24 protein-coding genes are annotated in these 23346 nt (G+C 61.6%); 11 read left to right on the forward strand and 13 right to left on the reverse strand.

Annotated elements, in window-relative coordinates; genetic code table 11:
* Positions 1-19: 19 nt before the first annotated feature.
* From ispC to rpsB, 7 genes are all read right to left on the reverse strand, one after another.
* Positions 20-1207, reverse strand: coding sequence for a 1-deoxy-D-xylulose-5-phosphate reductoisomerase (gene ispC / locus AC13EY_RS12400; RefSeq protein WP_482876754.1), 1188 nt, complete (start codon positions 1205-1207; stop codon positions 20-22).
* On the reverse strand, positions 1204-2019 hold the full coding sequence (locus AC13EY_RS12405; RefSeq protein WP_088273397.1) for a phosphatidate cytidylyltransferase: 816 nt from the start codon (positions 2017-2019) through the stop codon (positions 1204-1206). Before AC13EY_RS12405 ends, ispC begins: the two co-directional genes overlap by 4 nt.
* Positions 2019-2771 (reverse strand): polyprenyl diphosphate synthase, encoded by a 753-nt coding sequence (gene uppS, locus AC13EY_RS12410; RefSeq protein WP_088273903.1) that lies wholly within the window; start codon positions 2769-2771, stop codon positions 2019-2021. Before uppS ends, AC13EY_RS12405 begins: the two co-directional genes overlap by 1 nt.
* Before the next feature lie 23 nt (positions 2772-2794).
* A complete protein-coding gene (frr, locus tag AC13EY_RS12415) occupies positions 2795-3352 on the reverse strand; it encodes a ribosome recycling factor (RefSeq protein ID WP_088273396.1) in 558 nt (185 codons plus the stop codon).
* Between the two features lie 3 nt (positions 3353-3355).
* On the reverse strand, positions 3356-4090 hold the full coding sequence (pyrH, locus tag AC13EY_RS12420) for a UMP kinase (protein ID WP_088273395.1): 735 nt from the start codon (positions 4088-4090) through the stop codon (positions 3356-3358).
* A gap of 186 nt (positions 4091-4276) precedes the next feature.
* Positions 4277-5146 carry a translation elongation factor Ts gene (gene tsf / locus AC13EY_RS12425; RefSeq protein WP_228245151.1) on the reverse strand — a complete coding sequence of 290 codons (870 nt, stop codon included), beginning with the start codon at positions 5144-5146 and terminating at the stop codon, positions 4277-4279.
* Positions 5147-5284: 138 nt separating this feature from the next.
* Positions 5285-6022 carry a 30S ribosomal protein S2 gene (rpsB, locus tag AC13EY_RS12430; RefSeq protein ID WP_228245150.1) on the reverse strand — a complete coding sequence of 246 codons (738 nt, stop codon included), beginning with the start codon at positions 6020-6022 and terminating at the stop codon, positions 5285-5287.
* A 282-nt stretch (positions 6023-6304) separates the two neighbouring features.
* Here rpsB and map point away from each other — a divergent pair, with 282 nt between their 5' ends.
* From map to dapD, 5 genes are read left to right on the forward strand one after another with little or no spacing between them, the layout of a single operon-like run.
* Positions 6305-7093 carry a type I methionyl aminopeptidase gene (map, locus tag AC13EY_RS12435; RefSeq protein WP_269686864.1) on the forward strand — a complete coding sequence of 263 codons (789 nt, stop codon included), beginning with the start codon at positions 6305-6307 and terminating at the stop codon, positions 7091-7093.
* A 52-nt stretch (positions 7094-7145) separates the two neighbouring features.
* Complete coding sequence (locus tag AC13EY_RS12440; RefSeq protein ID WP_228245148.1) at positions 7146-9845, forward strand: [protein-PII] uridylyltransferase; 2700 nt, start codon at positions 7146-7148, stop codon at positions 9843-9845.
* 9 nt (positions 9846-9854) lie between these two features.
* Entirely contained in the window at positions 9855-11051 is a 1197-nt protein-coding gene (gene dapC, locus AC13EY_RS12445) for a succinyldiaminopimelate transaminase (RefSeq protein WP_335600344.1), read from the forward strand.
* 3 nt (positions 11052-11054) lie between these two features.
* Entirely contained in the window at positions 11055-11408 is a 354-nt protein-coding gene (locus tag AC13EY_RS12450; protein ID WP_228245146.1) for an ArsC family reductase, read from the forward strand.
* Between the two features lie 24 nt (positions 11409-11432).
* Positions 11433-12467 carry a 2,3,4,5-tetrahydropyridine-2,6-dicarboxylate N-succinyltransferase gene (dapD, locus tag AC13EY_RS12455; protein ID WP_088273388.1) on the forward strand — a complete coding sequence of 345 codons (1035 nt, stop codon included), beginning with the start codon at positions 11433-11435 and terminating at the stop codon, positions 12465-12467.
* A 265-nt stretch (positions 12468-12732) separates the two neighbouring features.
* Here the strand turns inward: dapD and tcdA are convergent, their stop codons facing one another.
* Positions 12733-13515 (reverse strand): tRNA cyclic N6-threonylcarbamoyladenosine(37) synthase TcdA, encoded by a 783-nt coding sequence (gene tcdA, locus AC13EY_RS12460; RefSeq protein WP_228245145.1) that lies wholly within the window; start codon positions 13513-13515, stop codon positions 12733-12735.
* Between the two features lie 201 nt (positions 13516-13716).
* Between tcdA and rlmF the strand changes: the two genes are divergently transcribed.
* The 6 genes from rlmF (at position 13717) to trxC (ending at position 18098) form a co-directional block, all read left to right on the forward strand.
* Entirely contained in the window at positions 13717-14673 is a 957-nt protein-coding gene (gene rlmF / locus AC13EY_RS12465; protein ID WP_285677621.1) for a 23S rRNA (adenine(1618)-N(6))-methyltransferase RlmF, read from the forward strand.
* 100 nt (positions 14674-14773) lie between these two features.
* Positions 14774-15943, forward strand: coding sequence for a succinyl-diaminopimelate desuccinylase (gene dapE, locus AC13EY_RS12470; RefSeq protein ID WP_373315112.1), 1170 nt, complete (start codon positions 14774-14776; stop codon positions 15941-15943).
* Complete coding sequence (locus tag AC13EY_RS12475) at positions 15943-16746, forward strand: putative RNA methyltransferase (RefSeq protein ID WP_228245139.1); 804 nt, start codon at positions 15943-15945, stop codon at positions 16744-16746. Before dapE ends, AC13EY_RS12475 begins: the two co-directional genes overlap by 1 nt.
* A gap of 25 nt (positions 16747-16771) precedes the next feature.
* Positions 16772-17149, forward strand: coding sequence for a hypothetical protein (locus tag AC13EY_RS12480; RefSeq protein WP_088273381.1), 378 nt, complete (start codon positions 16772-16774; stop codon positions 17147-17149).
* Positions 17150-17617, forward strand: coding sequence for an ion channel (locus AC13EY_RS12485; protein WP_228245138.1), 468 nt, complete (start codon positions 17150-17152; stop codon positions 17615-17617).
* 49 nt (positions 17618-17666) lie between these two features.
* On the forward strand, positions 17667-18098 hold the full coding sequence (gene trxC / locus AC13EY_RS12490; protein WP_335600345.1) for a thioredoxin TrxC: 432 nt from the start codon (positions 17667-17669) through the stop codon (positions 18096-18098).
* Between the two features lie 97 nt (positions 18099-18195).
* Here trxC and AC13EY_RS12495 read toward each other — a convergent pair whose 3' ends face one another.
* The 5 genes from AC13EY_RS12495 to AC13EY_RS12515 form a co-directional block, all read right to left on the reverse strand.
* Complete coding sequence (locus AC13EY_RS12495) at positions 18196-18405, reverse strand: cold-shock protein (RefSeq protein WP_088273378.1); 210 nt, start codon at positions 18403-18405, stop codon at positions 18196-18198.
* A gap of 174 nt (positions 18406-18579) precedes the next feature.
* Positions 18580-19572, reverse strand: coding sequence for a DUF4340 domain-containing protein (locus tag AC13EY_RS12500; RefSeq protein ID WP_228245136.1), 993 nt, complete (start codon positions 19570-19572; stop codon positions 18580-18582).
* A gap of 9 nt (positions 19573-19581) precedes the next feature.
* Positions 19582-21423 carry a GldG family protein gene (locus tag AC13EY_RS12505; protein WP_228245135.1) on the reverse strand — a complete coding sequence of 614 codons (1842 nt, stop codon included), beginning with the start codon at positions 21421-21423 and terminating at the stop codon, positions 19582-19584.
* 12 nt (positions 21424-21435) lie between these two features.
* Positions 21436-22170, reverse strand: coding sequence for an ABC transporter permease (locus AC13EY_RS12510; RefSeq protein ID WP_088273375.1), 735 nt, complete (start codon positions 22168-22170; stop codon positions 21436-21438).
* Positions 22167-23096 (reverse strand): ABC transporter ATP-binding protein, encoded by a 930-nt coding sequence (locus AC13EY_RS12515; RefSeq protein WP_335600346.1) that lies wholly within the window; start codon positions 23094-23096, stop codon positions 22167-22169. The genes AC13EY_RS12510 and AC13EY_RS12515 overlap by 4 nt, the downstream gene beginning before the upstream one ends.
* Between the last annotated feature and the right edge of the window lie 250 nt (positions 23097-23346).

The following is a 23346-nucleotide window of genomic DNA, read 5'->3' on the forward strand; positions in this document are numbered from 1 at the left end:
GGACAAGCCACCCGATAACTTAGCTTCCGTTTGCCTCTACCCAGCTCGAGGCGTGCTCACGCGCGCTGCGATCTGCCTGCAGAATATGCTCCAGATCGCGCACCGCCTCACTGGGCAAACGGTTCAATGTGTCCTCGATGATAACAGGGATGTCCACAAAGCGAACGCGCCCTGCCAGAAAGGCTTCGACCGCCACCTCGTTGGCCGCATTCAGCAGGGCGCAACTGGTGCCGCCGGCGAGACCAGCTTCCCGGGCAAGACGCAGACAGGGAAATCGCACCGGGTCCGGGGCTTCAAAATCAAGTCGTGCGGTTGTCAGCAGATCCAGCGCACTGACACCGGAATCAATGCGCTCCGGCCACGCCAGGGCATGAGCAATGGGCGTTCGCATATCCGGGTTTCCCAGCTGAGCAAGCACGGACCCGTCGACATAATCGACCAGCGAATGCACTACGCTCTGAGGGTGCACAACCACCTCAACCTGATCCGGATGGGCCGCAAACAGCCAGCAGGCCTCAATCAACTCGAGCCCCTTGTTCATCATGCTGGCCGAGTCCACCGATATTTTCTGCCCCATCGACCAGTTCGGATGAGCACAGGCCTGCGCCGGCGTTACCTGAAGCAACTGTTCGTAGGTAAAGCTACGAAACGGCCCACCCGAAGCCGTCAACAGAATACGACGCACCCCTGCCCTGCCGAGCCCCGCCGAATAATGCTCGGGCATGCACTGAAAAATCGCATTGTGCTCACTGTCGATCGGCAGCAAGCGCGCGCCGGAGGCCTTCACAGCCTCCATGAACAATGCGCCGGACATGACCAGCGCTTCCTTGTTCGCCAGCAACACCCGCTTGCCCGCCTGGACTGCGGCCAGGGTTGGTCGAAGGCCGGCCGCGCCAACAATGGCCGCCATCACCACATCCACTGCATCATCGGCAGCAACCCGCGCCAACGCGTCGGCACCATGGAGCACTTCGGTCTGCAGCCCTTCTGCCATCAGCTCAGCCTGCAGGACATCGGCCTGAACCTCGTCAGCGACGACCGCATACTGCGGGCGATGAGCACGACACTGCGCCGCCAGCACACTCATGCGGCTATAACCGGTCAGCGCAAACACCTGATAGCGCGACGGGTGACGGGCAATCACGTCCAGCGTGCTGACACCAATCGACCCGGTAGCACCCAGAACGGTAACCTGCTGCCGGCTCACGCCAAACGGCTCCCGAGCAGCAGCCAGACCCCAACGTACAGCGGAATCGCCGCAGTCAGACTATCGATGCGATCCAGCACGCCACCATGCCCCGGCAACAGATTACTGCTGTCCTTGAGGCCGGCCTCGCGCTTGAACAGGCTTTCAGTCAGGTCGCCGACTACCGATATCAGCACCACCAGCGCCGAACCGACAAGGCCCAGCACAATCGCCTGCAGCCCCCACCCCAGATAGAGCATGGCTGCCAGTGCCAGCGACAGACTCAGCAGCAGGCCGCCGAGCAGGCCTTCACGAGTCTTGCCGGGACTGACATTGGGCAGCAACTTGGTGCGGCCAAAGGCCTTGCCGGAAAAGTAGGCGCCGATATCAGCACCAAACACCAGTACCGCAAGCCCCAGAAGCATCCACAGCCCGTGCTCCTGGGCCCGCAGCCAGACCACTCCCGCCCAGGCCGGCAACAGGATCAGCAACCCGAACAGTTGGCGCAGAAAACTGCCGCGCCACAGACCGGCGCCGTTGGGATAGCGCAGGATCATCAGCGTCGCCATGCCCCACCAAACCAGCGCTGGCGCGACGAAGTAGATGATGGCCGGAGCGTCGCGATACAGACCGACCATGAACAGGCCGAGGGTAGCCGCATAAACAATGCGACCGCTCTGACGGCTTTCACCGCACAGTCGCATCCACTCCCATGCAGCCAGCATGACCACCGCACCAATAAACGCCGCAAACCATGCGCCCTGCAGGCCGACAAACCCGGACACTGCAATCAGCGCCAGAATGACGCCCGTTATTACCCGTTGCTTGAGCATCAGGACTCCGCTGCGATCTGATCGCTGGTTTTGCCAAATCGGCGTTGACGACCCGCAAAATCGCACATCGCCTCGCGCAGGGCGGCATGCTTGAAATCGGGCCAGTAAAGATCGGAAAAGTACAGCTCGGCGTAGGCCAGCTGCCATAGCAGGAAGTTGCTGATGCGCTTTTCACCGCCAGTGCGAATGCACAGGTCCGGCAACGGCAGGCCCGCAGTACTGAGACGCGCCTCAATCGCCTGCTCGTCAATCGATGCCGGCGTGCGCTCACCGCGCACTGCTTCTTCCGCCAGACTTCGTGCAGCCTGGGCCATGTCCCACTGGCCACCGTAATTGGCGGCAATGACCAGCGTCAGGCGACTGCAATGGGCAGTCTGCTGCTCGGCCTCCAGCATTGCCTGCTGAAGCTCGCGGGAAAACCGGCTGCGATCACCGATGATGCGCAGGCGCACACCATTCTCGCCCAGCTTGCGAACCTCGCGGCGCAGGGCACTGAGGAACAGCTCCATGAGCGCACCGACCTCGTCGGCCGGGCGCTGCCAGTTTTCGCTGGAGAAGGCAAACAGGGTCAGCACCTCGACCCCTTCCTCGACGCAGACCTCAATCATTGCCTTTACCGCATCAACACCTGCCTTGTGCCCGGCAACGCCGGGCATCAGGCGCTTGCGCGCCCAACGGTTGTTGCCATCCATGATGATGGCAATGTGGCGAGGCACGACGGCCAGGCTACCAGCCTGCTTTTTGTTGTTCATTTGAAAGCCGGTCACTGACAGCCTCAGATGGCCATCAGATCCTTTTCTTTCACTTCCAGCGCCTTGTCGATTTCGGCGATGAACTTGTCGGTCAGCTTCTGCACCTCATCAGCGGCGCGACGCTCCTCGTCTTCGCTGATTGCCTTCTCTTTCTGCAGATCCTTGAGCTGACTCAGCGCATCGCGGCGAATGTTGCGCACGGCAACGCGACCGCCTTCAGCCTCTGCACGGGCCTGTTTGGTGTAGCCCTTGCGGGTCTCCTCGGTCAGCGCCGGCATGGGTACACGAATGGTCGTGCCGGAGGTGGCCGGGTTGAGGCCCAGATCAGAGGTCATGATCGCCTTTTCGACCGCCTGAATCATGCCCTTGTCGAACACGCTCAGAGCCAGGGTCCGCGAATCCTCAACGATGACGTTGGCAACCTGACGCAGCGGCGTATCGGAGCCGTAATAGGAGACCATGATGCTATCCAGCAGAGCCGGGTGAGCGCGACCGGTACGAATCTTGGCGAACGCGTGTTCCAGCGCCTCAACGGATTTCTTCATGCGCTCCTGCGCGTCTTGCTTGATTTCGTTGATCATTACTCAACCCTCGATCAGTGTTCCTTCGGCGCTGCCAACAACCGCATTCAGCAACGCACCAGGTTTGTTCATGTTAAACACCCGCAGGGGCATATTGTGGTCACGGATCAGGCAGATTGCCGTCAGGTCCATGACTTCCAGCTTAAGATCCAGAACCTGGTCATAGCTGAGTGTTTCGAAGCGTTCGGCGTTCGGGTCCTTCATCGGGTCGGCGTTGTAGACACCGTCCACCTTGGTTGCCTTGAGCACCAGATCGGCGTCGACCTCGATACCGCGCAAACAGGCCGCCGTATCGGTGGTGAAGAAAGGGTTACCCGTGCCGGCGGAGAATATTACCACGTCACCACCAGCGAGGTAGCGCATTGCCTTGCGGCGGTCGTAATGCTCGGTCACGCCTTCCATGGTAATGGCCGACATCACCCGAGTCTGAATGTTGGACCGCTCCAGCGAGTCGCGCATGGCCAGCGCATTCATGACGGTCGCCAGCATACCCATATGGTCGCCAGTGACCCGATCCATGCCGGCTGCGCTCAACGCAGCACCGCGGAACAGGTTGCCACCGCCAATCACCAGACCGACCTGGACGCCAATACCAATCAACTGCCCGATCTCCAGCGCCATACGGTCCAGCACCTTGGGATCAATACCGAAATCCTCGGTTCCCATCAGCGCCTCGCCGCTGAGCTTGAGAAGAATGCGCTTGTATTTGGGTTGGCGGCTACTGGGTACCTGGGCCATGTCTTAGTCTCCTGGGCTGGAAGGGAGAAATACTCAACGAGTTCCACCCAGACCATCGGGGCGCGAACTTGTTCAGTATTTCTTGAAAAAGAGGCTTCACGCCTGCGCGGGAAGCCTCTCAGATCAACCTTGTCGCCCCCACCTATGGGCAGGGGCGGTGCACCGGTCAGCGTGCACTATAGCGTATTACTGCTTGGCAGCAGCCAGCTGAGCGGCAACTTCGGCAGCAAAATCGGTCTCGGCACGCTCGATGCCCTCACCCACTTCGAAACGCACGAAGGAAACCACTTCAGCACCGGCTTTCTTGGCCAGCTCACCGACCTTGACGTCCGGATCCTTGACGAAGGGCTGCTCGATCAGGCTGCCTTCGGAAACAAACTTGTTGATACGGCCCTTGACCATGTTCTCAACAATGTTTTCCGGCTTGCCGGCGATCTTGTCAGCGTTCAGAGCCAGGAAGATTTCCTTCTCTTTGGCGATCGCTTCTTCGGATACCTGGGAGGCATCCAGGAACTGCGGGTTGCTGGCAGCAACGTGCATGGCAATATCACGGGCCAGTTCTTCGTTACCGCCATTCAGGGTAACGACAACACCGATGCGGTGACCGTGCAGGTAAGCACCAACCACATCACCTTCAACGCGGGTCAGGCGACGGATGTTGACGTTCTCACCGGTCTTGGCAACCAGAGCTTCGCGGGCCGCTTCCTGATCAGCGATCAGCGGAGCAGCGTCGGTGTAACCAGCTTCAAACGCCTTGTCCAGGCTGGCAGCAACGAATGCCTTGAAGTCATCCTGCAGAGCCAGGAAGTCGGTCTGGGAGTTGACTTCGATGATGACTGCGGACTTGTTGTCGGCAGCAACCTTGACGGCGATGGAGCCTTCAGCGGCGATATTGCCTGCTTTTTTGGCTGCCTTGATGGCGCCGGAAGCGCGCATGTCGTCAATCGCCTTCTCGATATCACCTTCAGCGGCAACCAGAGCCTTTTTGCACTCCATCATGCCCTGACCGGTACGCTCGCGCAGTTCTTTGACCAGTGCTGCAGTAACTTCTGCCATGGATTCTTCCTCACATAACTGGATTAGTTCCTGCTTCCGATAATCAGCAGGAAGCAACGAATCATCTTGCGATAAACACATTGCAAAAAGGGGGCATCGCCCCCTTTTTGCTACGGCAACAATTCAGCCGTAAGCACCTCAGCCCTCAGAGGCTTCCGGAGCAGCTTCTTCGACGAACTCGTCAGCAGCGCCGGCGTTGCCCTTGCCACGCAACACTGCGTCAGCCATGGCAGCAGCGTACAGCTTGATGGCGCGGATTGCGTCGTCGTTACCCGGGATAACGAAGTCAACGCCATCCGGGCTGCTGTTGGTATCAACGATGCCGATAACCGGAATACCCAGCTTGTTGGCTTCGGTGATGGCAATGCGCTCGTGCTCGACGTCGATGACGAACAAGGCATCGGGCAGGCCGCCCATATCCTTGATACCACCCAGGCTGCGATCCAGTTTTTCCAGATCGCGCGAGCGCATCAGCGCTTCTTTCTTGGTCAGCTTGGCGAAGGTGCCGTCCTGAGACTGAGTCTCCAGGTCGCGCAGACGCTTGATGGACTGACGGATGGTCTTGTAGTTGGTCAGCATGCCGCCGAGCCAACGGTGATCAACATAGGGCTGACCAGCACGTGATGCTTCTTCAGCAATGATCTTGCTGGCAGCGCGCTTGGTGCCGACGAACAGGATCTTGTTCTTGCCGGCAGCCTGCTTTTCCACAAAGCTCAGGGCTTCATGGAACATCGGCATGGTCTTTTCCAGGTTGATGATGTGAATCTTGTTGCGAGCGCCGAAAATGTACTTGCCCATTTTCGGGTTCCAGTAACGGGTCTGGTGGCCGAAGTGCGCACCGGCCTTCAGCATGTCGCGCATAGAGACTTGGGTCATGATAACTCCAGTAAGTCGGGTTGGGCCTCCACGCATCCCAGCATCCAACCCCGAAGGGCACCCAGGATACCGTGTCGATACGTGTGCGGTTTTAAGGTAAATGCCGAGCGAGCTCGATGACTCTTTTCTCAGCGGGGCGCTTTATACCATATCGACCACACTGAATAAAGCATTGCCGTCATGCAGACGACGCACGGCCGGCTCAACAGGCGCGCGCAGGTCTGATAGAATCCCTTGCTTTTCCAACGTCGCCAGCCGGCGCCCAATCAAGAGAGTCCTGCCATGACCGTTACCATCAAGACCGCTGAAGACATTGCCGGCATGCGGGTTGCCGGCCGCCTCGCGGCAGAGGTTCTGGAAATGATCGGCGAGTACGTCAAACCGGGCGTCACCACCGACGAACTCAACACCATCTGCCACGACTACATCGTCAACGTCCAGAAGGCCATTCCAGCGCCGCTCAATTACGGCGGTGCTCCGGGCCGCATGCCCTTCCCCAAATCCATCTGCACCTCCATCAACCACGTCGTCTGCCATGGCATTCCGAATGACAAGCCACTGAAGAACGGCGATGCGCTGAATATCGACGTTACCGTCATCAAGGATGGGTACCACGGCGACACCAGCAAGATGTTCATGGTCGGCGAAGTGCCGGAGTGGGTCGAGCGCCTGAGCCGTGTTACCCAGGAATGCATGTATAAGGGTATCTCGGTAGTGCGCCCCGGCGCCCGTCTGGGTGACATCGGCGCGGTGATTCAGGAACACGCCCATGCCAACCGCTACAGCGTGGTGCGCGAGTACTGTGGCCATGGTATCGGCAAGGTATTCCACGAAGAGCCGCAGATTCTGCACTACGGCCGCGCCGGCACCGGCATGGAGCTGGTCGAAGGGATGACCTTTACCATTGAGCCGATGATCAACCAGGGCCGCCCGGAAACCCGCCTGCTGGGCGATAACTGGACCGCCATCACCAAGGACCGCAAGCTGTCGGCACAGTGGGAGCACACCATTCTGGTAACGGCGGATGGTTACGAGGTGCTGACCCTGCGCAGCGAAGAGACCTTCAGCTGACCGGCGACTGATTCGCTGTCCGGCCAACCCGACCTGCCGAGGAACTGAGATGATGGATGACGCACTTTTCGATCCCGGCCAGTTTCAGGCCGAGCTGGCCCTCAAGAGCAGCCCGATAGCGGCCTTCAAGAAGGCCATTCGCCAGGCCGACGCGCTGATTGCCCAGCGCTTCGAGGAAGGGCGCGACATTCACCAGCTGATCCATGAGCGCGCCTGGTTTACCGACCAGATCCTGCAACAGGCGTGGGCCAGACTACCCTGCGCCAACGATCCCGGTATCGCGTTACTGGCAGTCGGCGGCTACGGCCGCGGGGAACTGCATCCGCACTCGGATATCGACCTTCTTATCCTGCTGCGTGGCGACGCAGAGCCCTTTCGCGAGTCGATCGAAGCCTTCCTGATGCTGCTCTGGGATATCGGTCTGGAAGTGGGCCAGAGCGTGCGCAGCATCGAAGAGTGTCAGCATGAAGCCCGCGCCGACATCACCGTCATTACCAACCTGATGGAGTCGCGCACCCTGGCGGGCGACGAGGCGCTGCGCCAGGACATGATGCAGGCGATCGACACCAGCCACATGTGGACCGACGCCGAGTTCTTCCGCGCCAAGCGCGCCGAGCAGCACGCCCGCCACGCCAAGTTCAATGACACCGAGTACAACCTCGAACCCAACGTCAAAAGCTCGCCGGGTGGTCTGCGCGACATCCAGACCATCGCCTGGGTCGCCCTGCGCCACTTCGGCACCAATGACCTGAGCGAGCTGGTCCAGCAAGGCTTTCTGAACGAACCCGAGTACCGCATCCTCGACTCCGGGCGCGCCTTCCTCTGGAAGGTGCGCTTTGCCCTGCATACCCTGTCGGGCCGCGCCGAAGACCGCCTGCTGTTCGACCACCAGCGCGCCCTGGCCAAGCTGCTCGGCTACGAAGGCACCGACAGCAAGCTGGCGGTCGAGCGTTTCATGCAGAAGTACTATCGGGTGGTGATGTCCCTGTCGGAGCTGAACGACCTGCTGATGCAGCACTTCGAGGAAATCTTGCTGCGTGATGCCGAAGCGGCCGACATTCGCCCACTCAACAGCCGCTTCCAGGTACGCAACCATTACATCGAGGTCACCAACCCGAATGTGTTCAAGCGTACCCCGTTCGCGATTCTGGAAATCTTCCTGCTGATGGCCCAGCACCCGGAAATCCGCGGGGTGCGCGCCGACACCATCCGCCTGCTGCGCGACCATCGCCACCTGATTGATGACGACTTCCGCAGCGACATCCGCAACACCAGCCTGTTTATCGAACTGTTCCGCTGCAAGGAAGGCATCCACCGCAACCTGCGCCGAATGAACCGCTATGGCATCCTCGGCCGCTACCTGCCGGAGTTCGGCAAGATCGTCGGCCAGATGCAGCACGACCTGTTTCACATATATACGGTCGATGCGCACACCCTGAATCTGATCAAGCACCTGCGCAAACTGAACCGCCCCGAATACCAGGACAAGTACCCCCTGGCCTGGCGTATCTTCTGCCGTCTGCCCAAGCCGGATCTGCTTTACATGGCGGGGCTTTATCACGATATCGCCAAGGGCCGCGGCGGTGACCATTCGGAACTCGGCGCAGTCGATGCCCAGCAGTTCTGCACCCGCCACCACCTGCCGGCCTGGGACACCCACCTGGTCAGCTGGCTGGTCGAGAACCACCTGCTGATGTCCACTACTGCCCAGCGCAAGGACATTTCCGACCCACTGGAGATCCACGACTTCGCTACCAAGGTCGGCAATCAGGTACGGCTCGACTACCTCTATGTGCTGACCATCGCCGACATCAACGCGACCAACCCGACGCTGTGGAACTCCTGGCGCGCGTCCCTGCTGCGCCAGCTGTATACCGAGACCAAGCGCGCCCTGCGCCGCGGCTTGGACAATCCGCCGGATCGCGAAGAGCACATCCGCCAGACCCAGCAGGCCGCGCTCGATATCCTGGTACGCAACGGCATCGAGGAGGAGGATGCCGAAGACCTCTGGTCCGAGCTGGGCGACGACTATTTCCTGCGTCACACCGCCAGCGATGTGGCCTGGCACACCGAGGCGATCGTCCAGCACAACGACCGCCACGGCCCACTGGTACTGATCAAGGAAACCGCCCAACGCGAATTCGAGGGCGCGACCCAGATCTTCATCTATACCCCGGAACAGAACGACCTGTTTGCGGCGACAGTGTCAGCGATGGATCAGCTCAACCTGAGCATTCAGGATGCGCGCATCATCACTTCGACCAGCCAGTTCAGCCTGGACACCTACATCGTGCTTGACTCTGACGGCGGCTCCATCGGCGAGAACCCCGAACGCATCCGCCAGATCAAGCAGGGGCTGGTTGACGCCCTGTCCGACCCGGATGCCTACCCAAGCATCATTCAGCGCCGCGTGCCGCGTCAGCTCAAGCACTTTGCCTTTGCACCCGAGGTCACCATTTTCAACGACCCGAGCGGCCTGCATACCATTCTGGAATTGAGCGCACCGGACCGGCCCGGCCTGCTAGCGCGCATGGGCCGCATCTTCCTCGACTTCGACATCAGCGTGCAGAACGCCAAGATCGTTACCCTGGGCGAGCGCGTGGACGACGTATTCGTCATCACCGACGCCAACAACCAGGCGCTGTCCGACCCGCAACTGTGCGAACGTCTGCAGCAGACCATTATCGACACACTCAGCAGTACCCAGCCGACCGGCCAGGAGTACAGCAGCCCCATTGCCATCGGCCCCTGAGGACACCGCATGAATCACGACCTGCAGCGCCTGCAGCCCTACCCTTTTGAAAAGCTGCGCGCCCTGATCGCCGACGTCACCCCGAACCCGGCACTGCGCCCGATCTCGCTGTCAATCGGCGAGCCCAAGCACCCGTCTCCGCCCTTCGTGCTGCAGGCACTGGCCGACAACCTCAACCAGGCAGCGGTCTACCCGACGACCCAGGGTAAGCCCGAGCTGCGCCAGAGCATCTCCGAGTGGCTGACCAAACGCTTTGCACTGAAACACGGCAGCCTGGATATCAACGGCAACATCATCCCGGTCAACGGCACCCGTGAAGCGCTGTTCTCCTTTACCCAGGCACTGATCGCCCGCGATCCGCAGGGGCTGGTGGTCAGCCCCAACCCCTTCTATCAGATCTATGAAGGCGCGGCGTTTCTGGCTGGTGTGGAGCCGCACTACCTGGCCTGCGACGGCAGCAATGGCTTTATCCCGGATTTCGGCGCCGTCCCGGCCGACATCTGGCAGCGCTGTCAGCTGCTGTTTATCTGCACACCCGGCAACCCGACCGGTGCGGTGATTCCGCTGGACACCCTGCAGCAATTGATCAAGCTGGCCGACCAGTACGACTTCGTGATCGCCTCGGACGAGTGCTACAGCGAAATCTACGCCCCGGACGGCCCCGCGCCGGTCGGTCTGCTGCAGGCCTGCGCCGCCATGGGCCGTGACGACTACGCCCGCTGCGTGGTATTCCACAGCCTGTCCAAGCGCTCCAACCTGCCGGGCCTGCGCTCGGGCTTCGTCGCCGGCGACGCCAGCCTGCTCAAGCCGTACCTGACCTATCGCACCTACCACGGCTGCGCGATGCCGATTCACAGCCAGATCGCCAGCATCGCCGCGTGGCAGGATGAAGCGCACGTTGCCGACAACCGAGCCCAGTATCAGGCCAAGTTCGACGCTGTTCTTGCCATTCTCGCCGACGTGATGAAGGTCGAGCGCCCCGACGCCGGTTTCTACCTGTGGCCCAAGACACCCATCGACGACGAGACCTTCACTACCCGACTGCTGGCCGAGCAGAATGTTGCCGTGGTGCCCGGACGTTACCTGTCACGGGAAATTGATGGTTATAATCCCGGCGCCGGACGGGTCCGCATGGCGCTGGTCGCCCCGCTGGACGAGTGTATTGAAGCTGCCGAACGCATCCGCGACTTCATCAGGAGCCTGTAAGCCATGATTACCCTGTACGGCATAAAGGCCTGCGACACCATGAAAAAGGCCCGCACCTGGCTCGACGAGCACGGTGTCGACTACCAGTTTCACGACTACAAGACACAAGGCATTGACGCCGAGCGGCTGCATGCATGGTGCACCGAACACGGTTGGGAAATCATCCTCAACCGCAAGGGCACTACCTTCCGCAAGCTTGACGACGCGGACAAGGAAAACATCGATACAGACAAGGCGGTTGCGCTGATGCAAGCCAACCCCTCAATGATAAAAAGACCGGTACTGGATATCGGCTCGCAGCGCCTGGTCGGCTTCAAGCCGGAGTGGTACGCCAGCGCGTTTGAATCCAATGCATAGCACTAGCATCAAAGGAACCGCCCCATGAGTGAATGTTTCAGTCTGGCCTTTGGCATCGGCACCCAGAACAGCGCAGGTGAGTGGCTGGAGGTGTTCTATCCGCAGCCCCTGCTCAACCCCGGCAACGCCCTGGTCGACGTGGTCAAGGCCGAGCTTGGTTATGCCGAAGGCAATCAGGCAATCGGTTTCGCCGCCAGCCAATGCGGCGCACTGAGCCAGGCACTGAATGCGGCCGGTTTCAGCGAGCAGGCCGCCCTGGTCGCGCAAATGGCCGACAGCAGCCGTCCGCTGGTCGCGACCGTACTGGCCAGCGATGAGGCTCCCAGCTCGACCCCGGAAGCCTACCTCAAGCTGCACCTGCTCTCGCATCGCCTGGTCAAGCCGCACGGCGTGGTGCTGGCCGGCATCTTCCCGCTGCTGCCGAACGTTGCCTGGACCACCCAGGGCGCGATCGACATCAGCGAACTGCCGCAGCGCCAGATGGCCGCGCGCATGAAGGGTGAGTCGCTGGTCGTGCATAGCATCGACAAGTTCCCATCCATGACCGACTACGTCGTGCCGGCCGGCATCCGCATCGCCGACACCGCCCGCGTACGTCTGGGCGCCTACGTTGGCGAAGGCACCACCGTGATGCACGAAGGCTTCATCAACTTCAACGCCGGTACCGCAGGCACCAGCATGGTTGAAGGCCGTATTTCTGCTGGCGTGTTCGTTGGCAAAGGTTCCGATCTGGGCGGCGGCTGCTCCACCATGGGCACCCTGTCCGGTGGTGGCAACATCGTCATCTCCGTTGGCGAAGGCTGCCTGATCGGCGCCAACGCCGGTATCGGTATCCCGCTGGGCGACCGCTGCACCGTTGAAGCCGGTCTGTACATCACTGCCGGTATCAAGGTGGCACTGCTGGACGACGCGGACAATCTGGTCGAAATCGTCAAGGCGCGCGACCTGGCCAACCAGTCCGACCTGCTGTTCCGTCGTAACTCGCAGACGGGCGCCATCGAGTGCAAGACCAACAAGAGCGCGATCCAGCTGAACGATATGCTGCATGCCCACAACTAATCGCCTCCGGCGATCAGTTGTGGGAGCTGCAAGCGGCAAGCCATAAGCTTGAAGCAGCTCGGTGAGAGGCCCGTGCCGGTGACCGGTTCGGGCCTTTTTATAGCTACAAGCCTCAAGCGGCAAGCGACAAGCTACAAGCCAAAAGCGCTTTGTGGTTTCAGGCTTACCCCGCCGCGCTTGCAGGTTATAGCGCTGATAACTCCCGTCACTCGAACTGCTTGTAGCTTGCCGCTTGAGGCTTGCGGCTTGCTGCTCGCTTGCTGCGCTAGCGCAGCAAGCGCTGCACCGCCTGCGCCGCAGCTACCATGCCGAAGGTAGCGGTAACCATGGTGACGGCGCCGAAGCCGCCGGAGCAGTCCAGGCGCACGCCCTCACCGACGAAGGATTTCTGGGTGCAGACGCTGCCGTCGGGTTTGGGGTAGCGCAATTGCTCTTTCGAGTAGACGCAGGGCACGCCGAAGCTGCGCTTGCTGTCGGCACGGGGGAAGTTGTGGTCCCGGCGCAGCAGTGAGCGGGCCTTGGCGGCCAGCGGGTCGTTGACGGTCTTGGACAGGTCCGCGACGGTAATCTGTGTCGGGTCGATCTGCCCGCCCGCACCGCCGGTGGTGATCACCGGAATCTTGCGGCGGCGGCACCAGGCAATCAGCGCCACCTTGGCGTTGACGCTGTCGATGCAGTCGACAACGCAATCGATGTCATCGGTTATCAGCTCGGCCAGATTGCTGGGCGTGACAAAATCCATCACCGGGCGCACGTCGCACTCCGGGCTGATCGCCCGAAGACGCTCAGCCATCACCTCAACCTTGGGCCTGCCCACCTGGCCGTCCAGCGCGTGCAGCTGGCGGTTGACGTTGCTGACGCAGACCTCGTCCAAGTCGATCAGGCTGATGCGGCCGATCCCGGTACGTGCCAGCGCCTCGGCGACCCAACTGCCGACCCCACCAATCCCGACGACCACCACATGACTGGCCGCCAGACGCGCAAGCGCATCGGTACCATACAAACGGCCAATTCCGGCAAAACGGGGGTCTTCGGTAATCATGGGCATCCTCCTGCGGCGACACAGTATACCAGCGCCGGTTCTCCGCGCACTGAGCAGAAAACGACCAGTTCTGCGCAAGCGCCAGCCCTTACGGCATTGGCATGGATATCCTGAACTTATCCACAACCTCATCCCCAGCTTCTGTGCACAACAGATGACAAGCCCCACATCGGCGTGGGAAGCTCCCCCTCCAGCTCAGGAGTCAACATGTCGCGCCGCTCATCCAAGCCAACAGCACTGCATCCACGCAACCGTTATCAGGGCCGTTACGACTTCCCCCTTCTGGCCCGCAAGTGCCCGCCACTAAAGGCTTTTATCCGCCAGGGCAAGGATGGGCAGACGACCATCGACTTTGCTGATCCGGCCGCCCTGCGCTGCCTCAACGGTGCCCTGCTGACGCACTGGTACGACATCAGTGGCTGGCAGATTCCGGACGACGCCCTGTGCCCGCCCATCCCCGGCCGCGCCGATCTTATCCACCACCTGGCGGATTTGCTTGCCAGCAGCCACGATGGCGTTATCCCCAAGGGCGCGAGCCTGCGCGGGCTGGATGTGGGCACCGGTGCCAACCTTATTTATCCCCTGATCGGTAACGCCGAATATGGCTGGCAATTCGTCGGCAGCGACATTGATGCCGACGCCTTGCGCAACGGCGAGCAGATCCTCGCGGCCAATCCGACCCTGCAGTCCCGGATCGAGCTGCGCCGGCAGGCGGACCCCGCGTGCATTTTCACGGGCATCATCGGCGCCGACGAGCAGTTCGACTTCACCCTTTGCAACCCGCCGTTCTATGCCAGCGCCGCCGAGGCCCGGCAGGCCAACGAGCGCAAGTGGCAGGGCCTGGGCAAGCAACCCGGCGGACGTAATTTCGGCGGCCGCAACAACGAGCTGTACTGCAGCGACGGCGAGGCGGGCTTCCTGCACCGAATGGCCGAGCAGAGCAGGACCTGCGCGTCGCAGGTGTTCTGGTTCACGACGCTGGTCGCCAGCGCAGCCAGCCTGAAAGCACTGCCCGAGCAGCTGCGCGATCTAGGCGCCACCGACGTACGCATCATCGACATGGGTCAGGGCAGCAAGCGCAGTCGCCTGCTGGCCTGGACCTTCCTCGACAAGAAGCAGCGTCGGGCGTGGCGACGGGCACGCTGGCCCAACACGCGAATCTGAGCAACCCGGTACCGAGCGAGGTCACCGGCTGGAACCGAACGGCCTTACTTGGACAGGCAGCCCTGATCAGGCGGGAAGAGCGCCGCAGGACTCTGGTATGATGGCCCTTCCTCTGCCCAGACGAACCGGAACCATGACCGAGCTATCCCCTACCCTGCAGCTGGCCTGCGACCTCATCTCCCGCAACTCCACCACCCCCGAGGACGCTGGCTGTCAGCAACTGATGGGCGAACGACTGGCGGCGGTCGGTTTCGAGCTGGAGCCTCTGCGCTTCGGCGAGGTCGACAACCTGTGGGCAAGACGCGGCAGCGAAGGTCCGGTGTTGTGTTTTGCCGGTCACACCGATGTGGTGCCAACCGGCCCGGTCGAACAGTGGCAGACCAACCCCTTCATCCCGCAGATTCGCGACGGCATGCTGCACGGCCGCGGCGCAGCCGATATGAAGGGCAGCCTGGCGGCGATGGTGGTGGCGGTCGAACGCTTCGTCGCCGCCCATCCCGACCACAAGGGCTCGATCGCCTTTCTGATCACCAGTGACGAGGAGGGCCCCGCTACCGACGGCACAGTGAAGGTAGTCGAAACGCTGGTCGAGCGTGGCGAAAAGGTCGACTGGTGCATCGTTGGCGAGCCCTCCAGCACTGAGTTGGTAGGCGATATCGTCAAGAACGGCCGCCGCGGCTCGCTCAACGCCCGCTTGGTCATTCGCGGCAAGCAAGGCCATGTGGCCTATCCGCATCTGGCCCGCAACCCGATTCACCTGGCCGCGCCGGCACTGGCCGCGCTGGCCGCCGAGGTATGGGACGAAGGCAACGCGTTCTTCCCGCCGACCAGCTTCCAGATTTCCAACATCCACTCCGGTACCGGCGCGACCAACGTGGTGCCGGGCGAGCTGGAAGCGCTGATCAACTTCCGTTTCTCCACCGAATCGACCGTCGAGGGCCTGCAACAGCGCGTCTGCGACCTGCTGGACGCCCACGGCCTGGAATATGAGCTGCACTGGACCGTATCCGGTCTGCCGTTCCTGACCGAGCCCGGTGCCCTGCTCGACGGCGTCTCGGCAGCAATCAGGCAGGTCACCGGCCGCGAGACCCAGCCGTCGACCTCCGGCGGCACCTCCGATGGCCGCTTTATCGCGACCATGGGCACCCAGGTGGTTGAACTCGGCCCGGTGAACGCGACGATTCATCAGGTCAACGAGTGCATCAAGGCCGATGATCTCGACCTGCTGACCGACATCTATCAGGTCACCCTGGAACGGTTGCTGACCTGATGCTGCAACTGATCTGCCCACACTGCCATGCCCCGCTGAGCAACGTTGAGCGCCAATGGCGCTGCGCGGCCGGCCATAGCTACGATCAGGCCCGCCAGGGTTACCTGAATCTGCTGCTGGTGCAATTCAAGAACAGCAAGCAGCCCGGCGACACGCCGCAGATGCTGGCCTGTCGTCAGGCGTTCCTCGACGCCGGCCACTACCAACCGGTGAGCGATGCAATCAATCAGCTATTCGCCGAATTCAGCCCCCAGACCCTGCTCGATATGGGCTGCGGTGAGGGCTACTACACCGAGCGCCTCGCTCGCGCCCTGCCAGACACCGCCATCGGTGGCTTCGACATCAGCAAGGACGCCATCATCAAGGCCTGCCGGCGCAGCCGCAGCATCCGCTGGATGGTAGCCTCCAGTGCTCGCCTGCCAGTTGCCGACCAGAGTCTGGATGCAGCCTTGAGCGTGTTCAGTCCGTGGTCTGCAGACGAATGCCTGCGCACCGTCAAGCCAGGCGGGCGCATCCTCATCGTCGGCCCGCACAGCGACCACCTGCTGGCCCTGCGCGAACGTCTGTATGATCAGATCCACCCGACACCGGCGCTGATCAAGTCCCTGCCGGACGGACTGCGCATCGCCTCGGAGCAGACCCTGCGCTATCCTCTTCAGCTGACAAGCGAAGATCTGGGTAATCTGATCGGCATGACGCCGCACGGCGTACGCAGCCGCCCCGAACGCCAGCAGACCATTGCCGAGCAAGGTATTGAGGGCCTCGAAGTGGCCATGCAGATGATCATGCTGGAACGTTGCTGATACCACGAACCCCGAAGGAGGAGCCGTGCGCCAACCTGATATCGAAATCTACCTGCGCGACGATCACGTCGCTGACCTGCTGGACTGGCTGCACAAGGTCATGGGACCGCTGACCCTGGATGAACCCAAGGGCCTCACCCAGCACGGTGCCCTGCACGCGGACCAGACCATTCCGCTGATGGTGGTACGCAAGGCGGCGGGAAAATGGGCGAGTATCTGGTTCGACAGCGACGTGACCCCGTGGGAAAGCGACCGCGACTGCGCCCGGGCGGTTCACGCCGCACTTGGCCACGAAGTACGCTGTTCGGTGGGCGGCTGGGAGGAAGCGGACGGCGAAGCCGATGCTGACCGCTGGTTGAAGATCAATGCCGACGGCGAACACGAATTTCTCTGGGCCCAGTAAGTGAGCTATCTGCCGGAGATCGACCGCTTCCACATCATCATGGTGGCGTGCAGCTGTGTCATTGTGGCGCTGGCGGTCGTATTGCACTATGAGGTCCTGTCACGGCTGCACCGCTTTCTCGACGACACCACCATAGGTGAGCGGCCCCGTATCCTGACCCTGATTTTCGTATTGCTGTTCACCCATATCGCCGAAATCTGGCTATTCGGGCTGAGCGCCTTTTTTCTGCTGCAGATGCCGGAACAAGGCGGCATCAACGGTCTGGACACCATCACCCTGTTCGATACCATCTACCTCTCCGCTACCACTTACTCCACGCTTGGCTACGGTGACCTGACGCCGACCGGACACATCCGCTTTCTCTACGGAACCGAGTCGCTGACCGGGCTGGTGCTGATTACCTGGTCCGCCTCACTGACCTTTATCGAGCTGCAAAGACAATGGCAGGGGCGACGCCGGCATCCTTGAAACGGCACCATCGGCCCCCATCAATACGCTATTGTCGGAGGACTTCCCAATGCTGATCTGCTGCCCCCACTGCCAACGCAAGAACCGACTGGACGCCAGTCGCCTGTCCGCCGCCCCCGTGTGCGGTGCCTGCAAGCAGCCGCTATTCAACGGCAAGCCCACAGAGGTGGACGCCGCCGGCTTTGCCCGTCATGCCGGCGCAGACCTGCCGCTGGTCATCGATTTCTGGGCCAGTTGGTGCGGGCCATGTCGTCAGTTCGCGCCGACCTTCAGCCGAAGCTGCAGCCAACACGAGCCCCGTGCGCGCTTTCTCAAGGTTGACACCGAAGCGGCACCCAACCTGGCCGCCCGTTTCGGTATCCGCAGCATTCCGACACTGCTGATCGTGCATCAGGGTAAGGAAGTCGCGCGGATAAACGGCGCACTGCCGGCGGGCGAATTTGATCGCTGGCTGCGCAGCCAGCTGCCTGCGCCAGCCTGAAAAAAGACACAAGAAGCCTTCGGCGCGGGCAAACCCGCGCTGCAGGTGTTGTGCTGCGCAGCTGCCACCGCAGCCGCGCCATCAGGACAAAAACCGGCTACAGCTTGGTGACGTCGTCCGCCTGCAGGCCCTTCTGGCCCTGCGAAACGCTGAACTCGACCTTCTGCCCCTCTACCAACGTGCGGTGACCGTCACCGCGAATGGCGCGGAAGTGCACAAACACGTCCGGACCGGACTCACGCTGAATAAAACCAAACCCCTTGGCATCGTTGAACCACTTGACGGTCCCCTGCTCCCGCTCTGCCATTACCGCAATCCTCGTCATACCTGATCAATTCCGTTATCCGCCTGCGGACAACGCGTGCGCGCCCACCGGGGGCATTCACCCGGTGGTCGTTTTTCGAGTCTAGTTCAGAGATTGGGAGCCGCAAGTAGCGCGGCAAGGCAGCAGCCGCCCAATCAGGCGGCTGCAAGGGGGAGGTCAGTTCTGTTCCGGTTGCCCGGCGGCATCGTCAGCTGTTTTCAGGTCTGCATGGCGCAGCACCATGCGATCATGCTGAGCCACACCCAACTGAAACGCCCAGCGTGCATCCGCGTTGACCGTCAGCGGATTTTCCTCACTCTGATCGAGCTGGTCGATAGTCAGCCAGTAGGCCCCGCCGACCTCGTAGAGCGATGCATCCAGCGTGGCACCGGACCAGCTGCCGAGCTGCATGACCAACACCGGCTCACCCAGCTCAAGGGCAGTGCGCGGGGACACGTTCTGCGCCCGCAGATCGGCCAGCGCCAGCACCATCGAGTTCAGCTTGCGCTCCTGACCGGCACCCTCGCCGTCCGCCAGCTTGAAGTTGTAATCACCCTCGCTGGCCTTGTCGAGCCGCAGCTCCTCGCCATCGGCATAACGCCAGTGCGCGGTGGCGACCTGCTCCAGCGGAATCTGGCTGACCTGCAGATCGAGCCAGTCCTGCGGGTTGGCCGACATGCTCAGCGCCCGATTAACCAGCCAGACCTGATCCTCATTGGCGAAACGCACCAGTTGATCACTGCCAACCTTGTTGCCGAAGAGCAGGCCAAAACCGCCTTCAGCGGCCTTGACGCTGACCCCTAGGGCACTGTCGTTACCCTCGCCCTCGGTCAGACCAAGGCGCGCGTGGTAATCGGGGTTGGACGTTTTGGCCTCGATCACCCGCGCCTCGCGCAGCGCCAGCAGCAGCGCTGCCAGACGCTCGCGCTGGAGCGGGAACTGGTCACGATTGGCGACCGTCCAGGCCTCACCATCACGCTGCAGCACTACTTGCTGTCCGGCGCGTGCCAGCTCGATCTGTTCAACCGCCGCCAGCTGCGACAGTTTCGCCTCGTCCAGCAACGGCTGGCTCTGCAGATCGGTCACCCGATCACTATTGCGTACCTGCAGGGCGACCGCCACAAGCGCCGCCGCGATCAGGGCCAACGCGATAAGAATGATCTTGCGCATATCGTCTCCTCAGCGTTTGCGGCGGGCGCGACCCAGCAGCCACCAGAACAGCACACCCAGGGTCAGCAGGGCTGGCACAGCTGCGGTATTGAGCCACTTCAGCCGGCTACCCAGCTCGTCAATATCGGCATTGAGCTGATAGCGCACATCACGCAGTTGCTTGCGAATGGCCAGCTTCTCGTCGAGGAAGGCCTGGATCGCATCGCGCTGCTCGGTGGTCAGCTCGGTCAACTGGCCGGGATCCTGGCTCTGCTGCAACTGCGCGAGTTTCTGGTCGGTCTCGGCCAGCCGTTGCTGCAAGCGCTCCTCGCTGGCACGGAAGCGGCTTTCGGCCTTGCGCTGCAGCTCTTCAACCACGGTGAACGGACGGCTGAAGTCGCCACGCGAACGCACACTGATCAGCGCTTCCGACCCGGACAGGTTATCCAGTGCGTTGACCAGCAGACCGGCGTTCTCCGCCCATGGCTGGGCAATTCGCTGACCGAACAGATCACGCACCTGGGTCCACATGCGGTCGGTCAGCATATCGGTGTCGGCGATAACCACCACATTGATGTTATCTGCCTGCGTCAAGCCGGGCTCATACCCTTCAAGCCCCTGCGGGTAGGCCGATTTGGCCGGCCCGTGCAGACGCGCAGCCAGGGTATAGACGTTGTCGTCCGGCGTGAACGCCTTGAGCAGGTCCTCGGGGTCCTGCAGGTTGGCGAAGGCATCGCTCGGTAGCAACGCACTGTCTTTAGTGCTCTGCAACAGCGGAGTAAAGCGGGTCTCACTGCCCTCGACCGGCACCAGCGCGCCACCGGTCGCGTAGGTCAACAACTGCAGCGGGGCGGTAATGGTATCGTCGGCATCGATTTGCGCGGTTTCCACCTCAAGCCAGCCGATGTGACGGGCCGGGCGCTGACCAGGGCCACGACCAACCGCCATGCCCTGCTGGGCGTCGACCACAACCCTGGTCGGATCATAGGCCACACCCCAGGCCTGCAGCAGCGGCCCAAGATCAGATGCCTTGCCGTCCGCCATGCCCTGAATCATCGCCTCCATGCCCTGATCGGCCTCAGCGAAGGGATCCACATAAGCCAGCAGCTTGCCGCCACGCAGCACAAACTGGTCAATGGCGTACAGCGCCGATTCGGTCAGTGCCTTGGGATGGATCAGCAACAGCACGCCGATATCCTCGGGAATACTGTCGATATCCTCGGCCAGCGGCTTGACCTCGAACACCTGCCGCACCTGCTCAATCGACATCCAGGGAGCAGCGGGCTGCTGGGTGTAGGGGTTCATGCCGCCATCCACCGGCAGGCCGGAGATAAGACCGATTGCCGGCTTGTCGGGCTTGGCCAGGGTGCTGACCAGACGGCTGAGCTCATACTCGAGCATGCCTTCCTGCTCGAGTGCGAAGAACGGAATCACCTCACGCTGGGCCAACTCGTTGGTACCGGCCAGACCGAAGTACAGCGATTCACCGCTGTCGCTCAGCGGAATCGCCTGAAGGCCGAACTCGGCAGCGCGATCCTCGGCCTCGGAGAACGGCTCGGGGTCGATAATGTGCAGACGAATCTGGCCATTGGCGCGGCGCTCATACTCCTTGAGCATTTCCTCAACCCGACGCTGGTAGTTGCGCAGCACGGTCAGGTCCTTGCTCGCCGAGTCGGAGAAAAAGAAGTACAGATCAATCGGCGCATCCAGCTCGTCAAGAATCTGCTTGGTGCCATCGGACAGGGTGAACAGCTTCTGTTCGGTCAGATCCAGTCGCGCGCCGGGCAGCAGCACGTTGGTTGCCATATTGAATGCAAAGAAGGCCAGCAGCAGCACCAGCAGACCGGCACCGGAATACATTAGACGTTTCATAGAGTCAGCTCCTCAGTCGGCCTTTTTCAGGTCGATGACAACCGCCGTCGCGAGCAGCCAGGCGCCCATCAGCGAGAAGAAATACAGCAAATCGCGCAAATCCAGCACCCCCTTGCTGATCGCTTCAAAGCGGGTCAGAAAGCTGAACGAGGCGAGCGTATCGAGCACCCACTGCGGTGCCCAGCCACTGAAGGCGTTCTGCACCATGGATACCCCGCTGACAACAAACAGGAAGCACACCACCACACTGAGAATAAAGGCGATGACCTGGTTCTTGGTCAGTGCCGACATGCAGGAGCCGATGGCCAGATAGCCGCCAGCCATCAGCCAGCTGCCGATATAGCCGGTCAGGATCGCGCCGTTATCCGGCGAGCCAAGGTAATTGACGGTCAACACCATCGGGAAGGTCAGCAACAGCGCGATACCGACGAACACCCAGGCGGCGAGAAACTTGCCCAGCACCATAGCGGCTCGGGACACCGGCAGGGTCATCAGCAATTCGATGGTCCCCGACTTGCGCTCCTCCGCCCACAGCCGCATGGCGACCGCCGGGATCAGGAACAGGTACAGGCCCGCATGGAAGTTGAAGAAGGCGATCAGATCAGCCTGACCCGCCTCATAGAAGCCACCGACGTCAAAGGTAAACAGCGACGCCATGACCAGAAAGATGACGATGAAGATATAGGCCAGCGGCGTGGCAAAGTAACTGCCCAGCTCGCGGCGGAAGATTACACCCAGATTGTTCATACCGACTCCCCCGAGGTCAGACTGCGGAACACGTCGTCCAGACGACCGCGCTCCACCGACAGCTCATTGACCTGCCACTGCTGCTCACGCGCCAGTTGACCGACCGCCGGGAAGATCACCTCACCCGGTTTGGCCAGTACGGTCAACGCAAGACCGTCTGCCGAGCGCTCAACCGCGACCACACCGGGCAGCGATTCGAGCGCAGCGCTGTCAGCGGGCGCAGCGAGCGACAGGGTCACCGCCTGGTGATAGCGCGAGCGCGCTTCCAGCTCGTCAGGCGTACCGTCAGCCAGCAGGCGGCCCTTGCCGATAATCACGGCACGCGAGCAGACTGCACTGACTTCTTCGAGGATATGGGTGGAAATCACAACAATCTTGTTGCTGCCTTCGGCCAGTTGCTGAATCAGCCGGCGAACCTGATGCTTCTGGTTTGGGTCCAGACCATCGGTGGGCTCGTCCAGAATCAGCACCTGCGGGTCGTGCAGAATGGCCTGGGCCAGACCGACCCGGCGCTTAAACCCTTTGGACAGCGTCTCGATCCGCTGGCCGAGCACGTCCTGCAGTTCGACCTGCTCAACGGCGCGCTGCACCTGACGCTGGCGCTCGGCACCAGTCAGGCCACGAACACTGGCGATAAATTCAAGGAAGCCCTTGACGCGCATGTCGCCGTAACACGGAGCACCTTCAGGCAGATAGCCCATCTTCTGCTGAGCCAGCAGCGTCTGGGTCTGAATATCGAAGCCGCAGACCGACGCCGAACCGCCATCAGGCGTCAGAAATCCGGTCAGCATCTTCATGGTGGTGGACTTGCCGGCCCCGTTGGGCCCGAGAAAACCGAGCACTTCACCCGGCTTGACGTCAAACGACAGATTGTCGACGGCGACGTGATCGCCGAAGCGTTTGGTCAGGCTGTTTATGCTTATCATGCCTTTTATTATTCCCCCAGAATGGTCTTTCGCGCGGTCTGCGGCTGGCTTCTGCGGCCAGCGATCGCCCCTGATACCCATGTCGGTTTACGACAATGCAACTGTGCAGTGGTTCACAATCGCGAGAGGCAAAATGCCCCGTCTCCGGCCGGATAAGGATGCGCACGAGGCAGTGACTATATGAATCCCCCCGGTGCATTTCAAGCAACCATTTGCCGGGCGGTGCCGCCGCCGCCATGACAGGCTGCGA

It is taken from the genome of Halopseudomonas sp. L-58 (genome assembly GCF_056859475.1).